This is a genomic window from Candidatus Synchoanobacter obligatus, from assembly GCF_024259865.1.
Lineage (GTDB): Bacteria > Pseudomonadota > Gammaproteobacteria > Comchoanobacterales > Comchoanobacteraceae > Synchoanobacter > Synchoanobacter obligatus.
Map to the genome: position 1 here is coordinate 608,844 of NZ_JAKUDN010000002.1, position 24,983 is coordinate 633,826.

Below are 24,983 nucleotides of genomic sequence, written 5' to 3' on the forward strand. Positions count from 1 at the left end.
AAGGATATGAATGAAATAACGGTTGCAATTACTGGGGCTGCAGGTCAAATTGCATATCAATTAATTCCCATGGTGTTGGGAGGGCATGTATTTGGCGATGCAAAGATACATTTAAAATTGGTAGATATTCCGGTTGCTGTACCCAAGTTAGCCGGTGTTGTGATGGAAATGGAAGATTGCGCATGGTCTCACATGCTAAGTGTTGAAGCTTTTAGCAGTGATGCGCTTGACCAGGGATTTAAGGATATTGATTTTGCTTTTTTGGTGGGTGCGAGTCCTCGAACAAAGGGTATGGAGCGTGCAGACTTGCTGAGTAAAAATGGTAATATTTTTAAAGTACAAGGTCAGGCATTGTCTGATTATGCTAAGCCTAGTGTCGAGGTATTGGTTGTCGGGAACCCCTGTAATACCAACTGTCTCATTGCCATGAAGCACGCTAGAAATATCCCGGATACGCAGTTTTATGCCATGACAATGTTAGATGAGCATCGTGCCCGTTACCAAATCTCTCGTCGTTTGAACGTGGCTATAGATGCGGTAAAAGAGGTCTTTATTTATGGTAATCACTCTGCAACTCAGTTTCCTGATTATGAAAATGCCAAGCCTGCGGTTGATCATAGCGATCCTTGGTGGCAAGAAACTTTTGTACCCATGATTCAAACAAGAGGTGCTGCGGTTATCCAGGCTCGGGGAGCGTCATCAGCAGCCAGTGCGGCGTATGCAGCTGCACAAACAGCACAGTTTATTGTGCAAAAATCTGATCAACCATTTTCAGTAGCCAGATTGTCAATGGGGGATTATGGTTCTCCAGAAGATTTGATTGTGTCGGTGCCTTCCTATTTCAAGGATGGTATTTGTACAGCTTATGGTAAATATACGCATTCGGAGTCTGCCAGTGCGCTTATTCAGGCATCATATGATGAATTGCAAGCTGAGTATGACCAGGTGCTAGAACTTGGTTTGATTGATGTGGATTGACCCAGTTGCATTTCATTTCTTTAGCTGGCCAATTCATTGGTATGGTATTGCATGGGCAGTATCTTTTTTGGCGATATTGTATTGTCCACCCAAAAGGGCTCGTGATTCTATTGCTTTAACCAAGTATTGGCACGATATTGTCTCAAATGCATTGTTGGCTTCTGTTATTGGTGGCAGGCTTGGTGAGATGTTATTTTACCAGTATGGATTGTTGTTGAATCAGCCATGGTCAATGTTTATGGTTTGGCAGGGTGGTATGTCGTTCCATGGCGCACTTATTTTGGGCGGGCTTACTTTATGGGGGATGTCAAAACGATATGGTATCAACTTTTGGGATATCACGGATGCAAGCTTGATACAGTTACCATTGGGGCTAGGGATTGTTAGGATTGCCAATTATATCAATGGTGAGTTAATCGGCAGGGTGACGGAACAAACCTGGGGTATGTCCTATGTAGAAGGTGCGCTACATCGTCATCCTTCTCAGTTGTATGAAGCGGTACTCGAGGGGCTGTTATTAGGGATTCTTATGCATGGTTATGCCAAGTATCATCCTCCGAGAGGGCGGCTAACCATTCTTTTTATGTTTGGTTATGCCAGTGTCCGACTCTTGGTGGAGTGTTATTTCAGAGAGCCAACTTATGAGTTGTTTCAATGGATAAGCACAGGACAATTGTTGTCTGTACTTATGTTATTGGTGGGGGGATTAATGGCAACAGCCTTGAGGTATCAGCATCACAAACGTCAAACCTCCCAATAACACCCAAAGAAACTTGATATGCTGATGGTCATCGCATGAATGTAATAAGAAGCAGTTGATACTGATGCCTAAAAATGATCCGCAAGTTAAGGATTGGATAAATAGATAGATGTTCTCAGGTAATAGGGTTAAATAGCTTCCAATAAAGATACCAAAAGGTGTGAGCAAGGAAAACACAATCAATAGTAGATATAATGTATTTTGAGACCAATTTTGCCTTGAGATTAGATTGAAGAAGACAAAAGCTTCAACGGTTTTGTGGGCTAAGATAGCCATAGATAAGGTGTGCTGTAATGTTGGGTCAGATACTGCCGCTACAGTAATGCCTTCAACCAAGCAGTGTGCAAAGAGAATGTAGGTAATATAATGCTTCATATTGGAATGATTGCTTTTAATAGGCAGCTGAATGGCCAATACCGTGGCAAGAATGGCAAGGGCATAAAATGTAAATTGTAATGTTGTGGCACTGTGCTCATAAATTTCAGGTAATAAGTGTGTACATGCAATCGCAATAAACATTCCATCACAGAATGAATCAAGGTGATGTGCCCAGCGGTGGTGGCCAATATTGTTTTTTTTCAAGGGAATAATTCCGCCAAACAATGATGCAAAAAATGCAATAATCGATGTGGTTAATAATACTGAAGACATGGTAACACTCATTTTTCTAGTATTTTATACCTTTTTTTTCGAAAAATCAAGGCTGTCTTATTTATTTCTGTCAAAATAATTTAGTGTGCTAATACTTAAGCGTGGTGCACATTAGGAGATACAAATGAACACGCAAGTAACGACACATTTACATGTTCTTTCAGTGACTTATCCTGAATTAAAAATGTCATTGGAGAGTCTAATTGGTAAGCCTTTGCTGCCCAGTGAATTAGAATTATATGCCAGTTCATATTGGTATGGGGGTGGCGTTATGAGTCTTGCAGCAGCAGTGCAAACATACTCATCAAATTATCACCGTATTAATCTGGTTTTAAATCGGTTCAATAAGATCATATTGTGTTTTGATCACTTAGCATACGATAAAATGTCAGAATCACAGCTACACGATGCACCTGAGTTAGGCTCTGAGATAGACAGTACTATCGAGCATATCAGAAGTGACATATACCCTAAAGCACATGAGCGTTACCAAGTTTTAGTCTCTGAGGAAGGTGTTGCCCTAAAGGCTGCTCGTGCGCATGTTCAAAATATTATGAAGGAGCTTGAGCAAGCTATATCACAAGTCAACGATAAGTTTGGTTTATCTGCGGATGTTAAAATTTGTCAGTCAATGCTATTGAGTCAGGATGTTAAAGATTGGGTAGAACGGAATCAGCAAGTCGATAAAAAGTCCTTAAATATGTTAATGGACAACTTAAGTGCTGCAGATAAGTTCTTCCAATCACTTGTGGCTATTTCAGTGTTGGCCCATTTGTACGAGAGTGTGTCAGAAGGTGCAGTTGCAGATGTTGAAAAAACTGCTAGAAAAGCAGTTAAGTTTATTTATAAGCAAAGCATGCAGGCTGTGATCTTCCCTGCTGTAGAGGTTCCGGTAGGGGGGTATGTCGAAGAGTTGGAAGAGATTAATGAAAGAGCTTGTGAGCTTGAGGAGATTTTAGCATCATACCCCAGTGATCAAGAGGAATCAGAGCATAATGATGTTGAAAAGGGCTTGCATAAAATCTTAAATAGCAATAAGGATGCTATTTTTACAGAAGTTGACAAAGGTGTTAAGTCGTAAGATCAGCCAATCGATGCAGTAAGATTTGACAATCTTTTAAGATCTTTGTTGTGGCTATAATTTTGATATGGTGCTTTCCACCAAAGCTGTAGTTTGGGTAGCGGTTGATGAGTGCGATGATGTCTTCTCCAGAAATCATAGGTTTTTCTCCCACATCAACAAGTACACTATCTTCTCGAGATTGTATGCTGATAATATTTAGGGCCATTGCCGCAATTTTCAAGTTAGCTTTTTGAATGAGGTTGTCTGCTTCAGGAGGGATTTTTCCAAACCGATCTTGAAGTTCAGCGGCCAACTCATCCAATGTGGCTTTGTCGTAGGTATTGGCAATCGCATGATAAAATTGATAACGGGTTTCGGTATCGGCGATATAATCTGTTGGAATGATAGCAGGGATTTCTAAGTCAATGTCTGTTTGTATGGTATGTTTGGTCGTGGTTGCTTGATTGAGAAGTTGGGTGTAGTAAGACAGTCCTATGGCATTTACATGCCCACTTTGCTCGTCTCCCAGTAGATTGCCGCCACCACGAATTTCAAGATCCGCCACTGAGAGTTCGTAGCCGGCACCCAAATGCATGGCTCTGGCGATGGCATCAAGCCTCATATTGGCTTTCTTTCCCAATTCGCTATCCGGTGTTAACAGATAGGCGTAAGCTTGGTGATGTGATCGTCCAACCCGACCTCGTATCTGGTGAAGTTGAGCCAATCCCAGTTTGTCTGCTCGATAGATAATCATGGTATTGGCATTTGCAACGTCAACGCCTGATTCAATAATGGTACTAGCAATTAACACTTGAAAGCTATGGCTATGAAACTTGGCCATTTGCTGTTCGATGGCGGAAGCCGGCATTTGGCCATGGACTACGCCAAAAGTCATGTGAGGACAGAGTGTGTCTAATTTTTTATGGATACGGTCAATGCTTTTAACATCATTGTAGATGATATAAGCTTGGCCGCCTCTATGGATTTCCCGTTCAAGCGCCGTTTTTACAATGGCATCATTTTCTGTCATGACTTCAGTAATAATAGGCAACCGTTGTCTTGGGGGAGATGTCATGATGGAAAGCTGGCGCAATTTGGATAGGGCCATATTTAAGCTTCTGGGGATCGGGGTGGCGGTTAAAGACAATTTGTGTGCCAAGTTGAAGGCCAAGATACTGTCTTTTTGTTTGACGCCAAAGCGGTGTTCTTCGTCAATGATCACAAGCCCTAATTCATCAAAGTCTAAATTTAAGAGTTTGTGAGTACCGATAATCAGTTTGGTTTCACCTAGTGTAATGGCTTCTTCTTCTTTTTTTGAAAACTGATTGCTTCTGGATATAAGGCTAATGTTGATGGGACAATTTTTAAACCGTTCCTTAAAATTATTGTAGTGCTGCGTTGCTAAGACGGTTGTTGGTGCAATAATGGCAACTTGGTAGCCATTACCAAGAGCGATAAAAGCACTTCGCATGGCAATTTCGGTTTTGCCAAATCCAACATCACCACAGACTAAGCGGTCGAATAGCTGAGGCTTCTTGAAGTCTTCAGTAATGGCTTCCATAATGTGAATTTGATCTTTTGTTTCAGTAAACGGAAAATCTTGGGTAAACCTAGAATAGTCTCCGGGGATACTAAAAGGCTTGGTGCTACTTTGCTGCCTTGATGATTGGAGTCGTAACAGTTTTGCTGAAAACTCTTCAATGTTTTTTAGTGCTTTGGCCTTTCGTTTTTGCCATCGCTTTGAACGGAGCTCATCCAGCATGGTTTCATCACCATGATAAGGATGAATCTTGAATAATTGATCAGGCGGGAAGAGCAGTTTGTCATCATTGGCATAGCGTACAATGACAAAGTCTTGCACAATATCCTGAATTTTTCGGGTTTCAATTCCAATAAATTGCCCAACACCATGGTCTTCATGGATCAAAAAGTCACCAATGCTTAGTTGCTCTTGGTGCATAGATGGCTTGGCGGTTGATGGTTCATCAATGATGATTTTTCGCGTTAAGCTCTGCTCAGGAAGAATGAGATTTTTGGGCAGGTTGATGGCATGGGCAAGACTACCAAGACATAGACCTACTTGAATGTTTTTTGACGTAAACGCATACCAAGAGGTTACATGCTCAAATGTGATATTTTTACTCAGTAACAAACTTTCAAGTTGGTGAAGTCTAAAGTAACTTTGGCAAACAAATAAAACATTTTGCTTTTTTGTGATAGCAGTTAAATCATCTTTTAGTGTTTTGCTTTCTAAAACCAGCGTTGAATTAGCAGGAGCACTATGTTCAAGGAGAATATTTTGGTTCTGAATAACAAACTGACATGTTTTTTCAGAGATCACATGATCAATGTCGATTGTGTTGTTTGCCTTTCGTGCGGCGTGAAGGAAGGGTTTTAAATCACAGGGTGTCATGATATGACACTGATGGTTGAAGTACTCTGTTAGCGGGGCTAATTGACGATGAAAAAGAGCCAGGTAGCGCTGCCAGCCAGTAACAACGTGTTGTTTTTTTAATGCACTTAGAATCTTGGGGTCTAAATCAGGGTATCGAGTCTCAACATCTTTTATATCAACTTGTGTCGGGGTGTATTCTAGAATCGGCGTTAGTACCACGCTATCTTCAGCAGTGCTGGAGGATCGTTGGGTTTCTTGATCAAAGTAATGAATTTCAGATAGAGTATCATCGTCCAGTTCCAGTCGAATGGGCTGTTTGCTGTGTGGTGGATATAGGTCAATAATACCGCCTCTAACAGTAAACTGTAAGGGCGCGGTGACTTGATGGGTGTGTTGATAACCACACAATGATAATTGTTTTTTGAAATGGATGAGGTCTATTTGATCATTTTTATGAAATGAAAAGACATTCTGGGCTACAAAATCAAGGGGAGGGAGTTGGCGACACAAAGTTTCAATCGTTGTAATGATAATATTCAGACGATTTTGTCTGATTTGATGAAGTAGCTGTAGTCGTCGAGTGACCACCGCATTAGCAGGTGATAGATGATCGGTGGGGAGGACTTCATAGTCACTGAGATAAGCAACTGTTTTATCTGTGTCTTTCAATAAAAAAATCAGATCTTGTAAAAGTTTTTCACAATCAGAAGCATGTTCTAAGACACAAATAATAGGGCGGCTATCATCATGGATTTTTCGAGCTATTGAATATGCATAGCTCATGTATAAGCCTCTAGGATCATGCTGCCACCCAAACATTCGCCTTGGTGATAAAAGACCACATGCTGACCTGGGGCTGGGGCTGACTGAGGCTTTGAAAACTTAACGGTTTGCTCATCAAGCAATGTTCCTTCTACAAATTCTGGTCCATGACGGAGCTTTAACTGTAATACCGTTTGCTCAGGTTGGCCACGTATCCAATGTATGGGTTCAACCTTAACGTGAGATTTCAATAGGTCAGAGGCATTTTGTGAGAGGATTAATTGGTTGTTAGCCAAATCTTTTTCAATCACATACCATGGAGATGGTTGGCTGTTTTTAATGCCACCGATACCCAAACCTTTGCGTTGTCCAATGGTGTAGCAGAAAAGACCTTGGTGCTGGCCAATGACGATGCCTTCTTTAGTAACCATATCGCCAGGTTTTGTGAGTAAGTAGTTTTGCAAAAAATGATCAAACTTACGTTCACCGATAAAACAAATACCTACGGAGTCTTTTCGCTCCGCATTCGGTAGGTGAAATTCTCTAGCCATACGACGGGTGTCTTCTTTACAATAAGCCCCAAGGGGAAAGTGGGCATAAGACAATTGCTCTTGGCTAAGCTGAGAAAGAAAATACGTTTGGTCTTTAACGGCATCGGGTGCTTGGAGCAAAGCATATTGGCCATCTCGATGCTCAATATGCGCATAGTGTCCAGTAGCCAGCCCGTCAAATCCCATTTTTTTAGCATGGTCACTCAAGAGTTGAAACTTAATTCGACTATTGCATAAGATATCAGGGTTTGGTGTTAAGCCTTGCTGAAACAGGTCCAGGCTATGTTGGAATACCTCTGAAAAATAGGCATCTCTAAAGTTAACAGTGAGCAGTTCACAGCCTAGGTGTTGGCAAATGTTTTGGCATTCTTGAATGTCTTCTGAAATATGGCAATGATCATCTTCTTCCCAATTTTGCATAAATATGGGTTGTATGAGGTGCTGTTGCATCAATAGCGCAGCAGTGGTTGCAGAATCTACACCCCCTGATAAGCCGACCATATATTGTTTTTTCACTGTCATAGATTCAAATTCAATTTTTATACAATATACAATAAATGACTGTTTATGTAAATATAAATATAAGGATCTAGAGGGTTTTTTATTGAATGCACGGGTGTTATCATGTGCGGTTAATTGACAGAATCTTGCAGATTCGTTACCATCGAAATACATTTTATAGGGGGATTTTTAAGTGGTTGATAGTGTAGAGAAGGGACAACAAATTCAATGGACGGATAGTATCAGTGTTCCTGATTTTCCGATCATACCGTATATTGAAGGTGATGGTATTGGGTCAGATATTACCCCTGCGATGTTAAAGGTCGTCAATCATGCGGTTAGCAAAGCTTATGGCGATAAACGGGCAATTGAGTGGAAAGAGATTTTTGCAGGTCAAAAAGCCTTTGATCTAACCGGTGAATGGTTGCCACAGGATACAATCGATGCAATTGAAAAATACCATGTTGCAATAAAAGGGCCATTGACAACGCCTGTTGGCGGAGGGATTCGATCATTGAATGTTGCATTAAGACAGAAGCTTGGGCTGTTTATATGCCAGCGCCCAGTGCAGTATTTTGAAGGGGTTCCGTCACCAATGATGCACCCTGAAAAAGTAGATATCACGGTTTTCAGAGAAAATTCAGAAGATATTTATATTGGGATAGAGTTTAAAGCGGGAGATACGGAAACCAAGCGATTACTGGAGACGTTAAAGAATCAGTATGCGGTCGACAACATAGCTAGGCCTGAAAATACTGGTGTTGGGGTTAAATTGATTTCAGAGCATGCCAGCAAACGTTTGGTAAGGCAAGCACTTCAGTATGCTATTTCTCAGGAAAAAGAGCATGTTGCTTTGGTCCATAAGGGCAATATTATGAAGTATACCGAAGGCGCATTTTGTCATTGGGGATATGATGTTGCTGTAGAAGAGTTTGCTGCCAAAAAGGTCGAGTGGGGCTATGAAATTGAAAATCCAAATAATGGTCAGAAGATTTTAGTCACAGATGTGATCGCAGATGCGTGTTTTCAACAAGTGCTATTAAAACCAGAAAACTTTGATGTGATTGCAACGATGAACTTAAATGGGGATTATCTATCAGATGCACTTGCAGCGCAGATTGGTGGAATCGGGATTGCACCTGGTGCAAATTTAAGTGATCGTGATGCTTTGTTTGAAGCAACACATGGTACTGCACCATTGTATGCAGGTAAGAACTTGGCGAACCCATCATCACTGATCCTTTCTGCAGAAATGATGTTAAGACATATGGGTTGGTCCGAGGCTGCTGATAAGCTCATACAAGGCATGCGGTTGTCTTTGAAGGCTAAAGAAGTGACTCAGGATTTTGCTCGCCATATGGAGGGAGTGGAAGGCTTGTCGACTTCTGATTTTGCTCAAGCTATCTGTCGCCATATGCGCTAGTAACGTGCTATGGGTGCAAAGATGATTGATTCATCTAAGCTACTTGGAAGTACCCTAGGAGGAAAGATACAACAGGTTGAAAGACTGTGTGTATCTAGTGCCTCTAAGCAAGTGCTCAGGGGGAGGTGTTTTTTGGGGGGCTGACCAAAGTTAATCTGCCCAAGGTTATGAATGTATGCAGCAGATAATGGGATGCCATAATATGGGTTGTAGATACCATTAACAAGCCAGCGTCCAGGTTCATCACCAAGATAAATACGCTGCAAGTTGATGCATAGATTGTTGGCATACACATAACTTGGCTGTAATAAAACAATATAATTGGATCTAAAAGGCCAATTTTGTCGGATAAGGTTTAAAAAACCGGATAAAGAGTTTTCACGCCATCGGCTACTCATATTGATGGTATGGTGCTTGTAGTTGCGGTATTTCTTGGTTTAGGGATAACGTCCTGCAAATGATCTGGTGAATGGATGATGGGCTTAAGTCAATATATGCGGGCGCATTAAGCACGCTGTTGTTTTTTGAAGAAAGGTGCTCAATCTCCTTAATTGAGCGTTAGATCATGCCGCGTCCGTTAATGTATTGATATAATGTTTTATAGGTCGCGACAGCACGTTCTGAGTCAGGAAACCTTTCCCCTTGGGTGTTTTGTGTAAGATCAAGCCGAACAAAGCCAGTTTTCGATCCCTTAAATGTATTTTTTGTTAAACCAAGTAGCTGTAAAATTCGTTGTTGCATGAGAAGCCCACATTTTTTCATTATAAGCAATAATGATATTTCTATGTGGGCCTGAAACATCATCGGTGCATAGCTGGAGCCGGTTGATCAGTATGTTGTACTTCTAGTAGCATTTGTAAGATGGTTTCCTCTTTGATATCAAGAGCGGTGTTGCGCATACATACCACCATACCTGATATGGCCAGCTTTTTAATCTCTCCGTCAAGTTCTTTACTAATTCGATTGAGAGCCTCACGATCCATAGGAAGACCCTTTTTATTGATCAACTTTGAAAATTTTTCTTTTCCATCCTCTGATAATGGGAGTCTTTTTATGCGCAATAAAATATCCTTTTCTACAACTTTTATTTCACGATCCTGCGCGTTATTTGCAAGTAGCTTTCTATAACGAATCATTGCCCCATCAAGTTTAAGAATTTCTTGAGTAGGGGTGAACATAATATCCTTACTACGTTTTAATCCAAGGAAGGTCTTGTCGGATCGTTTTTTAGGTTGAATGATTTTTTTAAAGTATCGGCTATCAAGCTCTTCGAGATTTAATGCCATGACAGCAGGAATGGTGTTGATGTCATCATCTGGGCTTATTAAGGCATTTTTTGATGCTTTGTTAAATAAAAAGAATGCAGTTTTGGTTTTATCAAAGTCTTTTACAATCGCTTGATAATCCATGGTCCTCTGTTTGAGATAGGTTCCCTCCTCGAGATTTAGAGCTTTACGTAGACCCTCTTCGGTTGCGTGATCAGTGCTTTGTAGCAGCGTTTGAAGTTTTCTCGCTGTTTTAACCGAGGGGTAATCACTACTATGTGATTGTTGGCTTGCATGAGCCTCTGATGGCGTATCAATCTCAAGTTCGGTGGCAATATTAGAAAACGTAATTTCAACCAGATTATTATAAGCAACTTTTAATGCAAGGGAATGAATGTTTTCATCTGTATAGATGTCTTCAAGATCACCAATCCGGTTAATCATCTGATCGGGTAGATGTTCTTCAAGTCGCACCAATTCATCCGGTGTAATTAATTGCAGCTCACGATCAGCGATGTGGTCTCGGTACTTCTCTTTAAGACGATCCAGTTGGCTAGAGTCTCGAGATAAGTCATTTAGGTCCTTTTGAATCTCCTGATTGGTACTTTCTAGAGAGCTTAATAGGCTCTCATATATTGAGTCTTCTGCAAGGCCTGAGTCAGCAGAATATTTAGAATCTAACGACCCTGATCTTACCGCACCATCCGGGCTATTATCGAGAAGGCCACGTAATGTCCGTTTAGCACTTATTTTAGGTGATGATTCTACGATAGCACTACGATAGCCACCAGTGGGTATGCCTGCTCCGGCAACTAAAGTTGACGCCTTAATAATCGATTTTGCTTGGATTGCGTATTCCTCTAACTGGGTTAGTTTTTTTGTGGAGGGTTTATATGCAAAAAACTTATTGAGTAATGTCCGCCATGAGTGGTTAAATTCTGACTCAATAATATTCGTGGTTAATCCTAACAGTAAGAACACGTTTACGAGCCCCAGTATGGCGATTACTCCGGGAATAATTAAGGGAGCTAGTGCTATGGTGGACCCAAATAAACCTGTTAGTAACGCATAAATCAATGCGGGTATGGCAAATGATATGACATATTTACTGATGTTCTTTAATATATGGGTTCTAATTCTTGGCGGAATAGAGGACATTCGGTCTATCTTTGAGTGAATATAGTCAGTTGATCGCTTGGATGCCTCTGAGCCTTCGATCAAGCTTTTACCCGCTTCTTTCACATCGATACTTCTAGATGCCTTGCTCTTCGTGCCTTCTGTTGTTGAATGCTCATTCATGGTTATCTCCATATATAATTAACTTGTTCGACTATTTTTAATGCAAATTTTAGACTTGGCAGAATTTTTTAATGATTTTGAGCATAATGGGTAGATAGTAGTTAATATTGGCTGAGCATGCTGCATCTAGAAGTAAAGTTAAAGGAGTCAGCCAATTTATTTTTAAAAATTACTAATTAAATCTGCCAAATAAAAAATCCCTCCTATAATGTTTGGAGTTACAGAGGAGAAAGGGATGTTTTCAAGTAAAGTTCAAGTTATGATAGATCGGTTATACCAGAAATCTCGGGATGAGCGATATGAGTTTATTACGGCTGAAAATTTATTATTGGCACTTGTTGATGATGAAGATGTAAAGAAGTTATTTACAGCATTTGAAGTCGATAAAGCAAGCGTTAGACGTTTGTTACATAGCCATATAAAGAAGACTCAGTTATATTTATCAGAGAATTCGGCTCGCGATTTTCAATTGACCCCTAGTTTTGATCGGGTAATGCAGCAAGCAATATATTTGGCGACAACAAATGGTTCACCTGAAGTTGATGGGCTAATGATGGTGGTTGCTATTATGAGTGAAGATTGTGCGGCTGCTGATATCTTAAAGAAGAAAAGTTTAACGTTATACGATGTCATCGGCTATATGGATAGTTTGCAGATAAATGCTACGCCAAATAATATGGGCCAGCCATTTATTGAATTTCCACCAATGATTATGGGAGGCTTGTCTCAGGATATGGAGGCAACCCCTCAGTCAGCGGATTTAATTAAAAAGTATACAAAGAATATTAATCATATGATTGCTTCTGGGGAAATTGATCCTTTGATTGGTCGGGATGAAGAAGTTAATATTTTGGCAGTGACGCTGTGTAAACGTATTAAGAAAAATGGTTTGTTGGTCGGAGAGCCTGGTGTTGGAAAAACCGCAATAGCGGAAGGTTTGGCATCATTAATTCTTTCAGGTAAGGCGCCTAAAAAATTGGCCAATGTCGAGATCTATAGTATGGACATGGGAGCAATGCTAGCAGGGACCAAATATCGAGGAGATTTTGAAAAACGTTTTAAAGCTGTCCTTGCAGAGTTTTCAAATATGAAAAATGCTGTTATTTTTATTGATGAAATTCATACTTTAGTTGGTGCAGGTGCGGCTTCAGGTGGTGCGATAGATGCAGCAAATCTTATTAAGCCTGTGCTTAATCGAGGGAATTTAAGAGTGATTGGTGCAACGACTTATAAAGAGTATCGCAATGTGTTTGAAAGGGATCCGGCGTTATCACGGCGATTTGAAAAAATTGATATTAAAGAAACATCTGACGAGGAGACTTTGGAGATCTTAAAAGGACTTCGAGAGCGTTTTGAGTCACACCATAATATTAAGATATCAGAAGATGTGTTGGATGTTGCTGTGTCGCTTTCGAACCGTTATTTGCACTCAAGATATCAGCCAGATAAGGCCATTGATTTATTGGATGAATCCTGTGCAATGCGGATGTTACAAGCCAAGCCAAATGCTATCGTGAACTTAAAGCCACTGGATATTCAAACATCGGTAGCTAAAATGGCTCAGGTACCAGCGCATCATATCACCACCAGTGATAGGGCATTACTCAAGTCACTTGATTCAAAGATTAAACGAAAAGTCTTTGGGCAAGATATGGCTGTTGAAGAGCTGGTTAATGCCATTAAATTGGCCAGATCAGGGTTAAAGTGTGAGTCAAAACCTATTGGAAGCTTCTTGTTCACGGGGCCTACTGGGGTAGGTAAAACAGAATTGGCGGTACAGTTGTCTGAGATTATGGGGGTTAAATTGGCTCGATTTGACATGTCAGAGTATATGGAGCGGCATGATGCATCGCAGTTGATTGGTGCGCCACCAGGTTATGTGGGTTTTGATCAAGGCGGTATGTTGACTGAGGCGGTCATTAAAGATCCTCATAGTATTATATTGCTCGATGAGATTGAAAAAGCGCACAGTGATGTGTTGAATTTGTTCCTGCAGGTTTTGGATTATGGCACGCTAACAGATAATAGTGGCAGGGTTGCCAATTTTAGAGACTGTATTATTATTATGACATCGAATATGGGGGCTGAATTTTACAAAAGTCAAGATTTGGGGTTTGTTAATCAGTCACATGTTAGTGATGGGGCCCAAGCAGTGAAAGTAGGCTTAACACCGGAGTTCCGTAACCGTATAGATGGCATTATTACTTTTAATCAAATTAATGATAAAACCATGAGTAAAATCGTTGATAGAATGCTAGCAGAGCTGTCACAGCAGCTTGTTGAACGAGGTATTAAAGCTGACATTACCGATTCAGCAAGAAAGTGGTTGGTTGAGAATGGCTTGGATAAAGAGTTGGGCGCGAGGCCACTAGGAAGATTAATTAATGAGAAATTGAAACGTCCTGTTGCTGAGCACATTCTCTTTAAACAAAAAGGTGATACAGAGCTCAAGGTAAGAAAATGCCCAGAAGATAATGGGCTAATCATTGATTTTGGCCGAAGTAAAGTTGCTAATTAGCAGGGGGTCTATCTCGATTGGGTTTATGTCGGATTGTAATACGTCCTTTGGATAAGTCATAGGGCGTTAATTCGACTGTAACGCGATCACCTGCCATGATTCTAATATAGTTTTTGCGTATTTTTCCTGAAATAGTGGCAATAATCATATGGCCGTTTTCTAGTTCAACACGAAACATCGCATTGGGTAGTGACTCTGTCACAATGCCTTCTGATAAAATGTGTCCTTTTTTGCTCATATTGATATAAGGTTTAAACTTGTCGAATTATTACAAAAAACAGCAGTATATGTCAAGAGTTATCTCAATAATATAATATGACTGTTTTGTAATCAATGCGGGATACATAAAGAGAGAACAAAAGTATTTAAATCCTTGAGGTTTGAGGTTTGACTTGGTAGATTAGCTATGGTTTCTCTATTGAGGTTGAATATGCAATTTACCCAGAATGTCTCTTCGTTTTTTTCCCATATTTTAGGTCGTCACAGCTTGGTTGCGCGCTCTTCAAGCATGTTGTTAGATATGGTATTGAATGTGATTTTAGCGTTCGTATGTATTGGGTATATTTCAGCAGCTTTAGGGATGCTGATGCCGTGGTTAGGGGCTGGGTATAATACCTTGCTGGCAAGTTTTTTGTTGGCTTGTGCACTACCGTATGAGCTATTAAATACTGTGATCAGCAATGCGAATGTAGGGGGTAAGGACCAATTTTATTGGGCAAAATACCCTTTTCTTGTCCAATCTTTTGGTTTGTTGTCAAGTATGTTGGGGGCCATTCAGTACCTGATCCGTAACTACTCGTTGGTCAAAAACTTTGCGGAAACCAGTATGGGGACCTTGTTCTTAAAAACTTTGAGTGGTGTTTTTGGCGCAGTGACTGTGACGCGGTTTGCGGTACTTGGTGGGATGGCCGGTTTTTTGGTCCATGCGCTATCAGCTATGATCAATTGGGACAAACTGCTGATAGGGGAAGAGGACCAAGCGAATACTTGGATGCAATACGTTGTGTATGCGTTGGTTGGATTGGGGCTAGGGATCTTGCTCTCACAAATCAGCATACCAAGCTTGGTGATGAATGATGATATATTTTATGCCGTTGGGGGGTTGTTGTTGGGTGGTGTTGCATTATCCTACGGCACCTCATTTTTAAAAGTCGTTTGGGAAAACACCTTAAATATTTCCTTGCCGATTGGGGCCTTATTATATACTTTGGTTGATTTCTTTAATAGTCAGGCAGTTATTAAAAATTTGGGCTGGCTGACGCCTAATACTCAGATTTTATGTTTTGCATTTGGTTTGTTTTCTTGGTGGAACCAAACTTTGGTCTGGGGTTACAATACGGTTCGGTCATTGTATGCTGATAAAAATAAGCCAGTAGACGATGACTATCCCATATTTGTTCGATGGTTCTACAGCGCACCAGAGGTGAGAAGGGTGGCCTTTTATACCAAAGAATTACTGCTTTGTGCCCTAGATCTCCTGAACAACAGGCTTGTCATTCAGGCTGTTAGCCAGGTGCTGTTTACAGTGACGGGCTTTCATATTGGCCTTGCAGCATTAAATACGTGTACAATATTTTATATGCTGAATAGGTTGGTGATATTACGCTTTCAGTCGACTGAAGATAAGAAAAGTTTGGTCTCAGAGGGTATTCAAAAAAATACCTTACCTGAAAACTCATGGAGTACGTATGCTGCGAAAGGGATTTGTAATGTGCCCACTATGGTGTGTCGTCAGATTGGATTGGGCAAATGATAAAAGAGCGTGAATTGGTTGGAGACCCGTTGCCAGGTGTTGACAGTGTGATGGATAAAATTTACCGGTCCCGGCAGTTATCCAGTCCTGTTGACGTTAATTATATGCTGAGTCATTTATTGCCTTATCATTTGTTGAAAGACATTGATCGAGCCTGTGAGTTACTGTATAGCGTTTATGAAAAGAAACAACAGGTTATTGTCATTGGTGACTATGACGTAGACGGAGCGACAGCAACAAGTGTGATGGTTGCAGGTCTTCGGGAGATGGGGCTCGAACATGTGAATTTCATTATTCCAAATCGCATTACTGATGGTTATGGGTTGACACCCAAGCTTGTAGATCGAGCAAAGTCTGAAGGCGGTCATTTAATCATTACAGTAGACAACGGTATTGTCAGTTATGCAGGTGTTGATCATGCAAAGCGTGAGGGTCTTGAGGTCTTAATTACCGATCATCATTTGGCAGGTGATACGCTTCCGGATGCAGTCTGTGTGAACCCCAATCAACCAGGATGTGCTTTCCCATCTAAAGCGATTGCTGGCGTCGGGGTGGCTTTCTATGTATTGGTCGCACTTAGGGCTTACTTTAGAGAGAAGGGTATATTTGAACAAGGGCCAAACTTACTGGCATATTTGGACCTGGTCGCACTAGGGACGGTTGCTGACTGTGTCCAGTTGGATCGTAATAACCGAACAATGGTTGCCAATGGTCTATCTCTAATGAGAAAAGGTAAATCTAGATTCGGGATTCAGGCGTTAATGGGGGTTGCAAAGCGTTCACCAACTTTGATTGAAGCGGATGATATGGGGTTTTCACTAGCGCCGAGATTGAATGCTGCAGGGCGTTTAGATGATATGACCATTGGTGTGAAATGCTTATTGGCCGAGACTATTAAAGATGCCAAATATTTTGCATTGCGCTTGGATGATATCAATAAAACCCGTCGTGATATGCAGCAAGTGATGACACAAGAAGCTCTAGATTATGTAAAAGGTATGAAGCACATACCCAGTATAGCTGTTGTTTGCCAGCCAAAATGGCATGAGGGTATTATTGGTCTTGTGGCGTCAATGATTAAGGAGCGTTTTCATATTCCAAGTATCGTTCTGACACAAGATGAAGATAAGAGCTTAATGAAAGGATCCTGTCGCTCGATTCCTGGACTAAACATTAGGGATGTTTTGGCAGATTATGATCGCATGCATCCAAGCTCTTTAACGAAGTTTGGTGGTCATGCCATGGCTGCCGGTTTAACGATGAATGCCTCAGATGTGGATCAGTTTCGCAGGGTTGTGGAAACATTGTGTAGTGCTGCAATCACTGATGAAATGAAAAATAAATACCTTTATGTTGATGGAACATTACCAGCATCACATCGAACCATTGGTTTTGCAAAGAAGCTGATTGAGTTAGGCCCTTGGGGGAATGGTTTTGAGAAGCCCATGTTTTATGATGAGTTTACATTGGTTGAGCAGTACGTAGTTGGTGGGAAGCACTTGAAAGTCGTTTTGAGTGATGAAAACAATAGTTATGATGGCATTGTCTTTAATATAGAAGAAGGAACTTGGCCCAATCATCGTTGTCAGCGGGTGAGGGTAGCTTATCATGTGCAAGTGAATGCATTTAATGGCAAGCGCAAATTACAGTTTTTAGTGACGGATATTCAGACGATTGACTGATTGTTTGGAGTGTGGTTGTATTTGTTTGAAAATTATTGTATATTTTTAAAAATATAGTGTAGAAATCTCATGTATCAATATCAAATAGCCCCAATGATGGGTTGGACAGATCGACATTTCCGTTATTTAATGCGCCTTTTGGGAGGCGATAGTTTTCTATTGTTTACTGAAATGGTCACTATTAATGCATTAGCCTATGGTGATGCGCACCGCTATTTGGATAAAGCTGATGCTGAGGGTGATGTGATTCTTCAGATAGGTGGTAGTGATTTACAGCGAGTGGCTGAGGCTATTCAGAAAGCTGAACCTTATGGCTATGCTGGGTATAATTTAAATGTGGGCTGCCCAAGTGATCGGGTACAAAATGCAAAAATAGGCGCATGTTTGATGGCTGAGGGAAAGCTTGTCTCACAGGTACTGAGTGTCATGAAAGATCATACGGATAAACCTGTGTCTATAAAAACCCGGGTGGGTATTGATGGCGTCGATTCTTATGACTATTTCCGAAATTTTGTTGATGAGGTATTGGCTTCAGGGTGTCATGAATGGATTATCCATGCACGTGATGCCTGGTTAAAAGGTTTGAGTCCACGACAGAACCGTTCTATTCCGCCATTACGTTATGAGTATGTGTTTCGTTTAAAGCAGGAGCTGCCACATCTGCATATCGCATTAAACGGAGGTATTCGTGATATTGATACGGCGAATGATGCACTAACCCAGGTGGATGCTGTTATGTTGGGACGAGCAGCCTACCAAGACCCTCGCTTTATCCATCAGCTGGGTCATTCAAATAAAGATTATGATGATGTGCTAAAAGAGTATATCTCTTATTTAAAAGCCAACCTAGAACATTTCCCTGTCCGTAAAATTATCGCTCCTTTGGTCATTGCTTTGATGGGCTATCATGGTGCGAAAAAAGACCGAGCAAGGCTTGCTGCTTGTAAAACTGCCTCAGAAGTTTTAGTGGTCTTGGACAGTTTGCATTTGCTTGCAGAAGGGGTATGATGAAGCGGCCTTATAGAGGCTGAAACATGAAATGCTACCTGTTGTGTCAACATGTGTTATTGCGTATTCAGTCGTTTAAAAAGTGTTATTTGGTGAGGCGGGTTGAATTGGCATTTGATCGCATTGAAAGCCAAGAAACTTAGCGTGATTTGGAGTGGATTATTTATTTTGACCGTGACCTAGAGACGATGCCAGTAAACATGCGGCAACCAAAGTATCATGAGCGTCGCAGTCGATTTTCCAGAGCACAGATATTGCCTTAATACGGATATTTGACTGTATTAAGATTATGATTAAAAAGTCTTGATGTATCTCTTTTATGCGCTATAATTTGGCACTTAAAATGAGAAAAAATATGGCACGAACAAATATTAGAGACAGACTAAAAAAGGTTTCCCAGCATTCGGTGCTGGCTAAGGGTCTTCTTAACTTCAAGCAAAAGTTAAAAAATTATCCTGATATGGAGCGTCTTCGTAACTTAGCTATGTGTGCACAAAGTCGCATTTTCCAGGGGAATGCTTTAGACATAGATAAACTTCGGGTTTATAAGTATGAGCGCTTGTCTAACTTAAAGTCAGTGCCTCAAAAGACAGACTATGAAAATCTGGAGCCAGAAGCGGCTGTCCGGTTTAAAAAGAAAAACAAAAAGCGTTCACCATTAAGCAAAAGAGTACTTACCAAACGTGGTGATAAAATTATTGCTGTAGCTCAAGGTCAAAAGCGTGTGGGATAAGTAGACTCAGCTGATGCTTACGAATTTCATTCTTCTGATTGACTAAGTAGACAGGGATGTCATGATCAGCAAACTCAGCAATTGTTTGTCTACAAGCACCACACGGTGTCACAAATTGTTCTGAATTTGAGAAGATAAAAATGGCCTGTATACTGGTATGACCAGACGAGACCATATTACTAATTGCTGAAACTTCAGCGCAGACTGTTAAGGAGTAACTGGTGTTTTCAATATTGCATCCAGCAAATTCTTGGCCATCATGAGTGACTGCAACACAACCAACTTGAAACTCGGAGTATGGAGAGTAAGAATTTTTTAGCATTTTCTTACCCTTCTCTAAAATGCTTTTAGTCATGCCTTGACATTTTGATGGCATCCATGCCTCCTGGTTAAGGACAGTTAGCTATTCTTAGCGTCTGCGCTGTCACTAGGTTTCTTACGAGTAAAGGAGAAGCCTGCATATTTGTTATTGAAGGCTTCAACACGACCTGTTGTGCTAGCGCGTCTCTTACCTGTGTAAGCGGGATGGCAGTTATAGCACACCTCAACATCCATGGATTCTTGCTTCATTGTGGTAAATAGTTGAAATGTATTAGAGCATCCGCTACATTTGATACTAAGTGCTGATAAGTTTGGGTGTATTTCTCTTGCCATAACGAAATTTAATTTGTTTAAGTACACGTATTTTAGCAGTATATTCTTGCTTGTCAAGGAAAAAAGAATTGAAGGAGCGTAAAGTGAATGGAAGATTTATTCCTCGGGCAATTTTTTATGATTCAGCTGATTTGTTGCGTAGGATTCAGGCCCCTATTGATGTCCCTCAAGAGTATGCTGCTGTTCGGCTCTTCTTGCTAAGTTATGTACACTCACAGGATACTTATAATACGTACCGGAGAGAAATTGAGCGCTACTGTCAGTGGGTGTGGTTTGTGAACAAGACATTGCTGAGTGAAGTGATACGACATGATCTTCAAGGCTATATTCGTTTTTTTCAAGATCCACCATCTAACTGGGTATCAACGAAACATGTTGCTAGGTATGTAGAGTCCCTTGACGGTTTAGCGCCAAATCCGTTGTGGCGTCCGTTTGTGATTACAGTGGGCAAGAAGAGAATGGTAAGTAGCGCGGGCATGAAATCAATGCTTGCCTGTTTGTCAACATTTTATAACTTTTTACTTCATGAGCAAGTCGTTAATCAAAACCCTGTGCAAATGCTTAGGCAAAAGAATCAGTTAATACAAACTGTGTCATCGAGTCGAGTTAAGCGTCGCTTAACCAACAAGCAATGGTCCTATGTGATTTCTGTTGCACAGAAAAAAGCAATAGCAAATCCTCTTTATGAAAGGACTCTATATTTATTGACGTTATTTTATTTATTGGGGTTAAGAATCTCTGAGGTCTCAGAATCCAAAGAGGGGGCTAAGGCCATGAACTTGTTCTTTCAAGATCAACAAGGTCGCTGGTGGTTTGAGGCTCATGGTAAGGGCAATAAGGTAAGGCAGGTTGCAGTGCCTGATGCGATGCTAGAGGGGTTAAAGCGTTACAGGCAGTCACTGGGGTTGGGTTTTTTTCCAGTTGCCAATGACTTATCACCGCTAGTGCCCAAACTAAAAGGGCAAGGCGGCCTATCCGCACGTCAAATTAGGGCATTAATTTCTGAATCATTTTCTGATGCAGTCATGGTAATTTTGCACGAAGGGTTTTCAGATGAATCAGAGGGTTTAAAGCAAGCGACTGTTCATTGGTTGCGGCATACTTCAATATCAGAAGATGTATTAACGAGGCCTAATGAGCATGTACGTGATGATGTGGGTCACGAAAATATTGCAACAACCAGTTTGTATATGGATGTGCATGATGAAGAGCGCCACCGCTCAGCAAAAGATAAACCATTAAAAAGGGAACGGTGCTAGGAGGCTCTAATTAGAGCCTATATCAGCATTTTCATTATGATCATCTAGGCATATGCCCTGATGCATTGCAGGTTAGGGTCTAGATTCAGTACATTTTTTGGCTTGATCTAGAACGTAGTTTTTTACCTGAATGGGTTTGGTGGTTTGTCCTTCAAACTGGCTAATGGCAAGTTTGCCATCGGTATCAGAGAGGGTTAAAATGAGTTCCATAGGCTGTAGCCAACTGCCGTTCTGATTTGAGAATTTAACCAGGAAGGTTGTATGTGCAAAAAAGTTTTGATTATCGGCGGGGGATATTTCAATCGGTTTCAAGAATTTTGATATATGAGTATGATATTCTGATGGGCTATCATGGTTTCTGAAGTTAGCTTGGTGAATTTGGTCTTGGAAAACACGCCACGCAGTTTCAGAAAAATATGACTCTAGTGACTCTAGAGGCGTTGAAGCATCAAACATTTCGGTTAGGCGGTATTGTGTCCAATGTGCCATATAGCTGTGTTCTACAGCTAAGCTTGAAGCAGCAAGAATCGGTAATACGTATTTATTTAGCATGGAATGTCTCCGTTGATGAGAGGGATTTTCGGATGAAGCTTAGTGCCTTAGAAAGGGGGGTCTTAGTCATTGGGTTGATGGTAAAGTCAGGTATGATACCGATGTTGTTTATCGGGTCACCATTGGGTCGGGTAAAGTATGCTGTGGTTAGCTTGAGCATGCTGCCATCACCAAGGGGTATTAGAGATTGCACTGTACCTTTCCCTTGAGAGGTTTCACCGAGGATGGTTGCACGTTTATAGTATTGTAGCGCGCTGGCAAATATTTCAGCACCTGAAGCTGAATTTTGGTTTAAGAGGATAAATAGCGGTTTGTTTTGTGTGATGTCTGTGGCTTCTGGAGGTAGTTGGAAGGGCATGGTGCTATGTTTGCCAATGAGCTGCGTGATCGTTGCATCAGGTACTGTATCATAATTTAAAAATAACATGGTTGCATTAATCGCGGCGCCTAACAAGCCACCAGGGTTATTACGAAGATCAATGAGATAGGCATCAGCATCCTGGTTGTTGTAGAGGGCTTTGATCAAGTCATCTGTGGTATCCTCATTGAATAATGAGATATGAATCCGTGTGATGTTTTCTGGGAGGTTTTCAATGTTAACTTCGGGAATGTCAATTGTTTTCCTTTGTAGGCGAATATTAAAGGGCGCTGTTTGTCGAGTTAGTGTCACCCAGCTGTTCGAGGGACCTCGCATTTTTTTGATGTTGTTTAATAAATTGTTGGGGTCTATGGGTGTCTGATCAATGTGTGTGATGACATCATGGACTTTTAAGTTAGACTTTTCTGCAGGAGTGTTGGGTAAAATATTGGTGACAATGAGTTTTTGGTTTTGTAAGGACAAGGATAATCCAACGCCCACAAAGTCTCCTTGGGTGATGGTTTTTAAAGCATCTGCTTGCTCGTTAGTGAGGTATTGTGAATGTGGGTCAAGGTAAGAGAGAATACCTGTGAGTGCCTGATCGGTGAAGTTATCTTGGATATTGTCTTCAACATAAAATAGGTGGATATAATCGATGGCATCTTGAATTTTTTGCGTATCAAGTGGTGTTGCCATTGAGAGTTTAGCGCAAAAAATCAGCATGAATGTATGAAGCATGCGGCTCATAGAGTATTCCATCATATGTTAACCACATGTTAACATAAACACGATGTTTATTAAACATATTTATGTGTAGAACCGTTGTGGTATTTTTGCTGTCATTGACATTTGGTGAGATTTTGCTAAACTGATCTTTATTGAGTATTCACAAGAAGTGATGGTATTTCATATTAATGGTTCCCTATAAAAGGGCAGAATTTCGCAGAAAAATAATCATGAGGTGTTTGTATGTTAGGTGTTTTAAAAGGCTATCGTAATGGGTTATTGACAGCATGGTTGATTGTTGCAGTAAGTGCGGCATTTTATTCATACGATGTGCTTTTAAGAATTGCCCCAAGTGTTATGAAGCAAGACTTAATGTCACATTATGGCATTAGCGCTGCAAAACTTAGTGGTATCACATCGGTATATTTCTTGATTTATGCGCCGATGCAATTACCGGTTGGTGTCCTAATGGACCGGTATGGCCCAAAGTTTTTACTATCAATTTCTGGTGTGATATGTGCTCTAGGGATTGCGTTATTTGCCGCCACCTCTATTGTCTCAGTTGCTGTTGCGAGTCGCTTTATGGTGGGATTGGGGTCAGCCTTTGCTTTTGTGGGGGTGTTAAAGCTTGCTAGTATTATGTTGCCGCCCAACCGGTTTGCATTTGTATCTGGTTTAACCATGGCACTGGGGATGTTGGGTGCTACCATTGGCGATCATTTAATTGCGAACTTATTGTTGGTTGAAGGTTGGCAGGCTGTTTGTCTGCAGGCAGCATGTGTTGGTGGTGTGCTAACATTGCTAATGCTTTATTTAATTCCATATGATGTTCATCAGCATCAGGATCAGCATCAAGATCAGTCTGAGGTAGCCAGTTTCGAAGAGATATGGCAGGGAATATTGGCTTTAGCGAGTAACCCGCAATTGTGGTTAATCGCTTTAATAGGGTGCTTGTCATATACGCCGCTTACGTTGTATGCAGAGCATTTTGGTATTGAGTTTCTTCAGGTGAAGTATGGGATTACGCATATTCAAGCCTCTTCTATTAATTCATGTATCTTTATGGGGTGGATGATCGGAGGCCCTTTGGTGTGTAGTATTTCAGATTATTTGAAGAGCAGAAAGATTCCGGTATTATTAGGGTTGGTTTTTTCTTTCATTGCCTGCGTGTTGGTCTTGTATGCGCCAGTCCCATTGTTCATATTGCCATTGCTGATGATTTTCTTTGGAATTATGAATAGTGTTCAAGTGATTGCTTTTCCGATGGCGAGGGAAGTTGGTGGTAAAAAGTATACAGCAACTGCGATCGCATTGACCAATATGATATGTATGCTATCTGGATTAATGCAGGGCATTGTTGGTTGGTTATACGATGCAACATACCGAGTTATGGCGGGATCAGCTAGTCTTACAGAATTGCCGCTGGTGTCCTATCGGGTGGCATATTTGCCTTTGCCTATCTTTTTGATCTGTGCGATAATATTAGCACTGTTGGTGAAGGAAACTTATGGCCTGGAAAGCGATTAATGCAACACTCCTATTGATTTTGGCAGGCTGTGGGCGTTTTCCTCCGGATACTTATGATAATCATATCTGCCAAGTGGTGCAAAGTCATTGGGGTTGGGCCAAACCATTGCGTCATGTCAGTGAAGAATACCATATCTCCCCAGGGTTGGTATTGTCCGTGATTTTTCATGAGTCATCTTTTCGTGCACAAGCCAGGCCTGAGCGGAAAAGTGTTTTGGGTTTTGTCCCCTGGACAGTGAGTAGTGCTTATGGTTATGGTCAAATTAAAGATGAAACATGGGCGTGGTACAAATCTCACCGTCCGGGGTACTTTCAATCAAGGACACAGTTTTCAGATACAGTAGATTTTATTGGTTGGTATTATCAGATATTTCGACGTAAGAATCCGCTTGAGTCATTTAATGATATGCAAGTTGCACGTGATTTTTATTTTGCTTATCATGAGGGGTTGGGGGGCTATCAACGGAAAACATACGCCAGTCAAGCATGGTTAATCAATAAAGCTGAGCGTGTAGCCAAGCGTGCGTCAGAATATAATCAACAGCTTGTGAATTGTTTGTAGCGC

At 41.0% G+C, this 24,983-nt stretch carries 23 protein-coding genes; 12 read left to right on the forward strand and 11 right to left on the reverse strand.

Features of this window, described 5'->3' with window-relative positions; all coding sequences use genetic code 11:
- Positions 1-6 precede the first annotated feature (6 nt).
- The gene (locus MKS91_RS04820) at positions 7-978 is read left to right on the forward strand and encodes a malate dehydrogenase (protein WP_258569708.1); all 972 of its coding nucleotides are present in this window, start codon (positions 7-9) and stop codon (positions 976-978) included.
- Positions 968-1,738, forward strand: a complete 771-nt coding sequence (gene lgt, locus MKS91_RS04825; protein ID WP_258569709.1) for a prolipoprotein diacylglyceryl transferase — start codon at positions 968-970, stop codon at positions 1,736-1,738. The genes MKS91_RS04820 and lgt overlap by 11 nt, the downstream gene beginning before the upstream one ends.
- Here the strand turns inward: lgt and MKS91_RS04830 are convergent.
- On the reverse strand, positions 1,685-2,389 hold the full coding sequence (locus MKS91_RS04830) for a ZIP family metal transporter (RefSeq protein WP_258569710.1): 705 nt from the start codon (positions 2,387-2,389) through the stop codon (positions 1,685-1,687). The two genes, lgt and MKS91_RS04830, sit on opposite strands and share 54 nt — an antisense overlap.
- A gap of 124 nt (positions 2,390-2,513) precedes the next feature.
- Here MKS91_RS04830 and MKS91_RS04835 point away from each other — a divergent pair, with 124 nt between their 5' ends.
- Complete coding sequence (locus tag MKS91_RS04835) at positions 2,514-3,470, forward strand: hypothetical protein (protein ID WP_258569711.1); 957 nt, start codon at positions 2,514-2,516, stop codon at positions 3,468-3,470.
- On the opposite strand, the gene mfd is transcribed toward MKS91_RS04835, so the two are convergent.
- Positions 3,460-6,630, reverse strand: a complete 3,171-nt coding sequence (gene mfd / locus MKS91_RS04840; RefSeq protein WP_258569712.1) for a transcription-repair coupling factor — start codon at positions 6,628-6,630, stop codon at positions 3,460-3,462. The two genes, MKS91_RS04835 and mfd, sit on opposite strands and share 11 nt — an antisense overlap.
- Positions 6,627-7,682, reverse strand: a complete 1,056-nt coding sequence (gene mnmA / locus MKS91_RS04845; protein ID WP_258569713.1) for a tRNA 2-thiouridine(34) synthase MnmA — start codon at positions 7,680-7,682, stop codon at positions 6,627-6,629. Before mnmA ends, mfd begins: the two co-directional genes overlap by 4 nt.
- A 172-nt stretch (positions 7,683-7,854) precedes the next feature.
- Between mnmA and icd the strand changes: the two genes are divergently transcribed.
- Entirely contained in the window at positions 7,855-9,084 is a 1,230-nt protein-coding gene (gene icd, locus MKS91_RS04850; protein ID WP_258569714.1) for an NADP-dependent isocitrate dehydrogenase, read from the forward strand.
- Here icd and MKS91_RS04855 read toward each other — a convergent pair.
- The 3 genes from MKS91_RS04855 to MKS91_RS04865 form a co-directional block, all read right to left on the reverse strand.
- The gene (locus MKS91_RS04855; protein WP_258569715.1) at positions 9,081-9,482 is read right to left on the reverse strand and encodes a hypothetical protein; all 402 of its coding nucleotides are present in this window, start codon (positions 9,480-9,482) and stop codon (positions 9,081-9,083) included. The two genes, icd and MKS91_RS04855, sit on opposite strands and share 4 nt — an antisense overlap.
- Positions 9,483-9,642: 160 nt before the next feature.
- Positions 9,643-9,825: a hypothetical protein gene (locus MKS91_RS04860; RefSeq protein WP_258569716.1), complete on the reverse strand. Its 183-nt coding sequence runs from the start codon at positions 9,823-9,825 to the stop codon at positions 9,643-9,645.
- A gap of 59 nt (positions 9,826-9,884) precedes the next feature.
- On the reverse strand, positions 9,885-11,648 hold the full coding sequence (locus MKS91_RS04865; RefSeq protein WP_258569717.1) for a hypothetical protein: 1,764 nt from the start codon (positions 11,646-11,648) through the stop codon (positions 9,885-9,887).
- A gap of 235 nt (positions 11,649-11,883) precedes the next feature.
- Here MKS91_RS04865 and MKS91_RS04870 point away from each other — a divergent pair, with 235 nt between their 5' ends.
- Positions 11,884-14,166, forward strand: a complete 2,283-nt coding sequence (locus MKS91_RS04870) for an ATP-dependent Clp protease ATP-binding subunit (RefSeq protein ID WP_258569718.1) — start codon at positions 11,884-11,886, stop codon at positions 14,164-14,166.
- On the opposite strand, the gene infA is transcribed toward MKS91_RS04870, so the two are convergent.
- Entirely contained in the window at positions 14,159-14,404 is a 246-nt protein-coding gene (gene infA, locus MKS91_RS04875; RefSeq protein ID WP_258569719.1) for a translation initiation factor IF-1, read from the reverse strand. The genes MKS91_RS04870 and infA overlap by 8 nt on opposite strands.
- Before the next feature lie 192 nt (positions 14,405-14,596).
- On the opposite strand from infA, the gene MKS91_RS04880 reads away from it, so the two are divergent.
- The 4 genes from MKS91_RS04880 to MKS91_RS04895 all read left to right on the forward strand — a co-directional run bounded on the left by MKS91_RS04880 (position 14,597) and on the right by MKS91_RS04895 (position 19,342).
- On the forward strand, positions 14,597-15,919 hold the full coding sequence (locus MKS91_RS04880) for a hypothetical protein (RefSeq protein ID WP_258569720.1): 1,323 nt from the start codon (positions 14,597-14,599) through the stop codon (positions 15,917-15,919).
- A complete protein-coding gene (recJ, locus tag MKS91_RS04885; protein ID WP_258569721.1) occupies positions 15,916-17,601 on the forward strand; it encodes a single-stranded-DNA-specific exonuclease RecJ in 1,686 nt (561 codons plus the stop codon). The genes MKS91_RS04880 and recJ overlap by 4 nt, the downstream gene beginning before the upstream one ends.
- A gap of 69 nt (positions 17,602-17,670) precedes the next feature.
- Entirely contained in the window at positions 17,671-18,609 is a 939-nt protein-coding gene (dusA, locus tag MKS91_RS04890; RefSeq protein WP_258569722.1) for a tRNA dihydrouridine(20/20a) synthase DusA, read from the forward strand.
- Positions 18,610-18,964: 355 nt separating this feature from the next.
- Positions 18,965-19,342, forward strand: a complete 378-nt coding sequence (locus MKS91_RS04895; RefSeq protein WP_258569723.1) for a hypothetical protein — start codon at positions 18,965-18,967, stop codon at positions 19,340-19,342.
- Here the strand turns inward: MKS91_RS04895 and cdd are convergent.
- Complete coding sequence (gene cdd / locus MKS91_RS04900) at positions 19,305-19,718, reverse strand: cytidine deaminase (RefSeq protein ID WP_258569724.1); 414 nt, start codon at positions 19,716-19,718, stop codon at positions 19,305-19,307. The genes MKS91_RS04895 and cdd overlap by 38 nt on opposite strands.
- 23 nt (positions 19,719-19,741) lie before the next feature.
- Entirely contained in the window at positions 19,742-19,996 is a 255-nt protein-coding gene (gene rpmE, locus MKS91_RS04905; protein ID WP_258569725.1) for a 50S ribosomal protein L31, read from the reverse strand.
- 83 nt (positions 19,997-20,079) lie between these two features.
- Here rpmE and MKS91_RS05335 point away from each other — a divergent pair, with 83 nt between their 5' ends.
- Positions 20,080-21,255, forward strand: coding sequence for a tyrosine-type recombinase/integrase (locus MKS91_RS05335; protein WP_258569726.1), 1,176 nt, complete (start codon positions 20,080-20,082; stop codon positions 21,253-21,255).
- 72 nt (positions 21,256-21,327) lie between these two features.
- Here the strand turns inward: MKS91_RS05335 and MKS91_RS04915 are convergent, their stop codons facing one another.
- Both MKS91_RS04915 and MKS91_RS04920 read right to left on the reverse strand, forming a co-directional pair.
- Positions 21,328-21,807, reverse strand: coding sequence for a hypothetical protein (locus MKS91_RS04915; RefSeq protein ID WP_258569727.1), 480 nt, complete (start codon positions 21,805-21,807; stop codon positions 21,328-21,330).
- Positions 21,797-22,912 carry a S41 family peptidase gene (locus tag MKS91_RS04920; protein ID WP_258569728.1) on the reverse strand — a complete coding sequence of 372 codons (1,116 nt, stop codon included), beginning with the start codon at positions 22,910-22,912 and terminating at the stop codon, positions 21,797-21,799. The genes MKS91_RS04915 and MKS91_RS04920 overlap by 11 nt, the downstream gene beginning before the upstream one ends.
- Positions 22,913-23,134: 222 nt before the next feature.
- Here MKS91_RS04920 and MKS91_RS04925 point away from each other — a divergent pair, with 222 nt between their 5' ends.
- Positions 23,135-24,418, forward strand: a complete 1,284-nt coding sequence (locus MKS91_RS04925; RefSeq protein WP_258569729.1) for an MFS transporter — start codon at positions 23,135-23,137, stop codon at positions 24,416-24,418.
- Positions 24,399-24,980, forward strand: coding sequence for a transglycosylase SLT domain-containing protein (locus MKS91_RS04930; protein WP_258569730.1), 582 nt, complete (start codon positions 24,399-24,401; stop codon positions 24,978-24,980). Before MKS91_RS04925 ends, MKS91_RS04930 begins: the two co-directional genes overlap by 20 nt.
- Positions 24,981-24,983 lie beyond the last annotated feature (3 nt).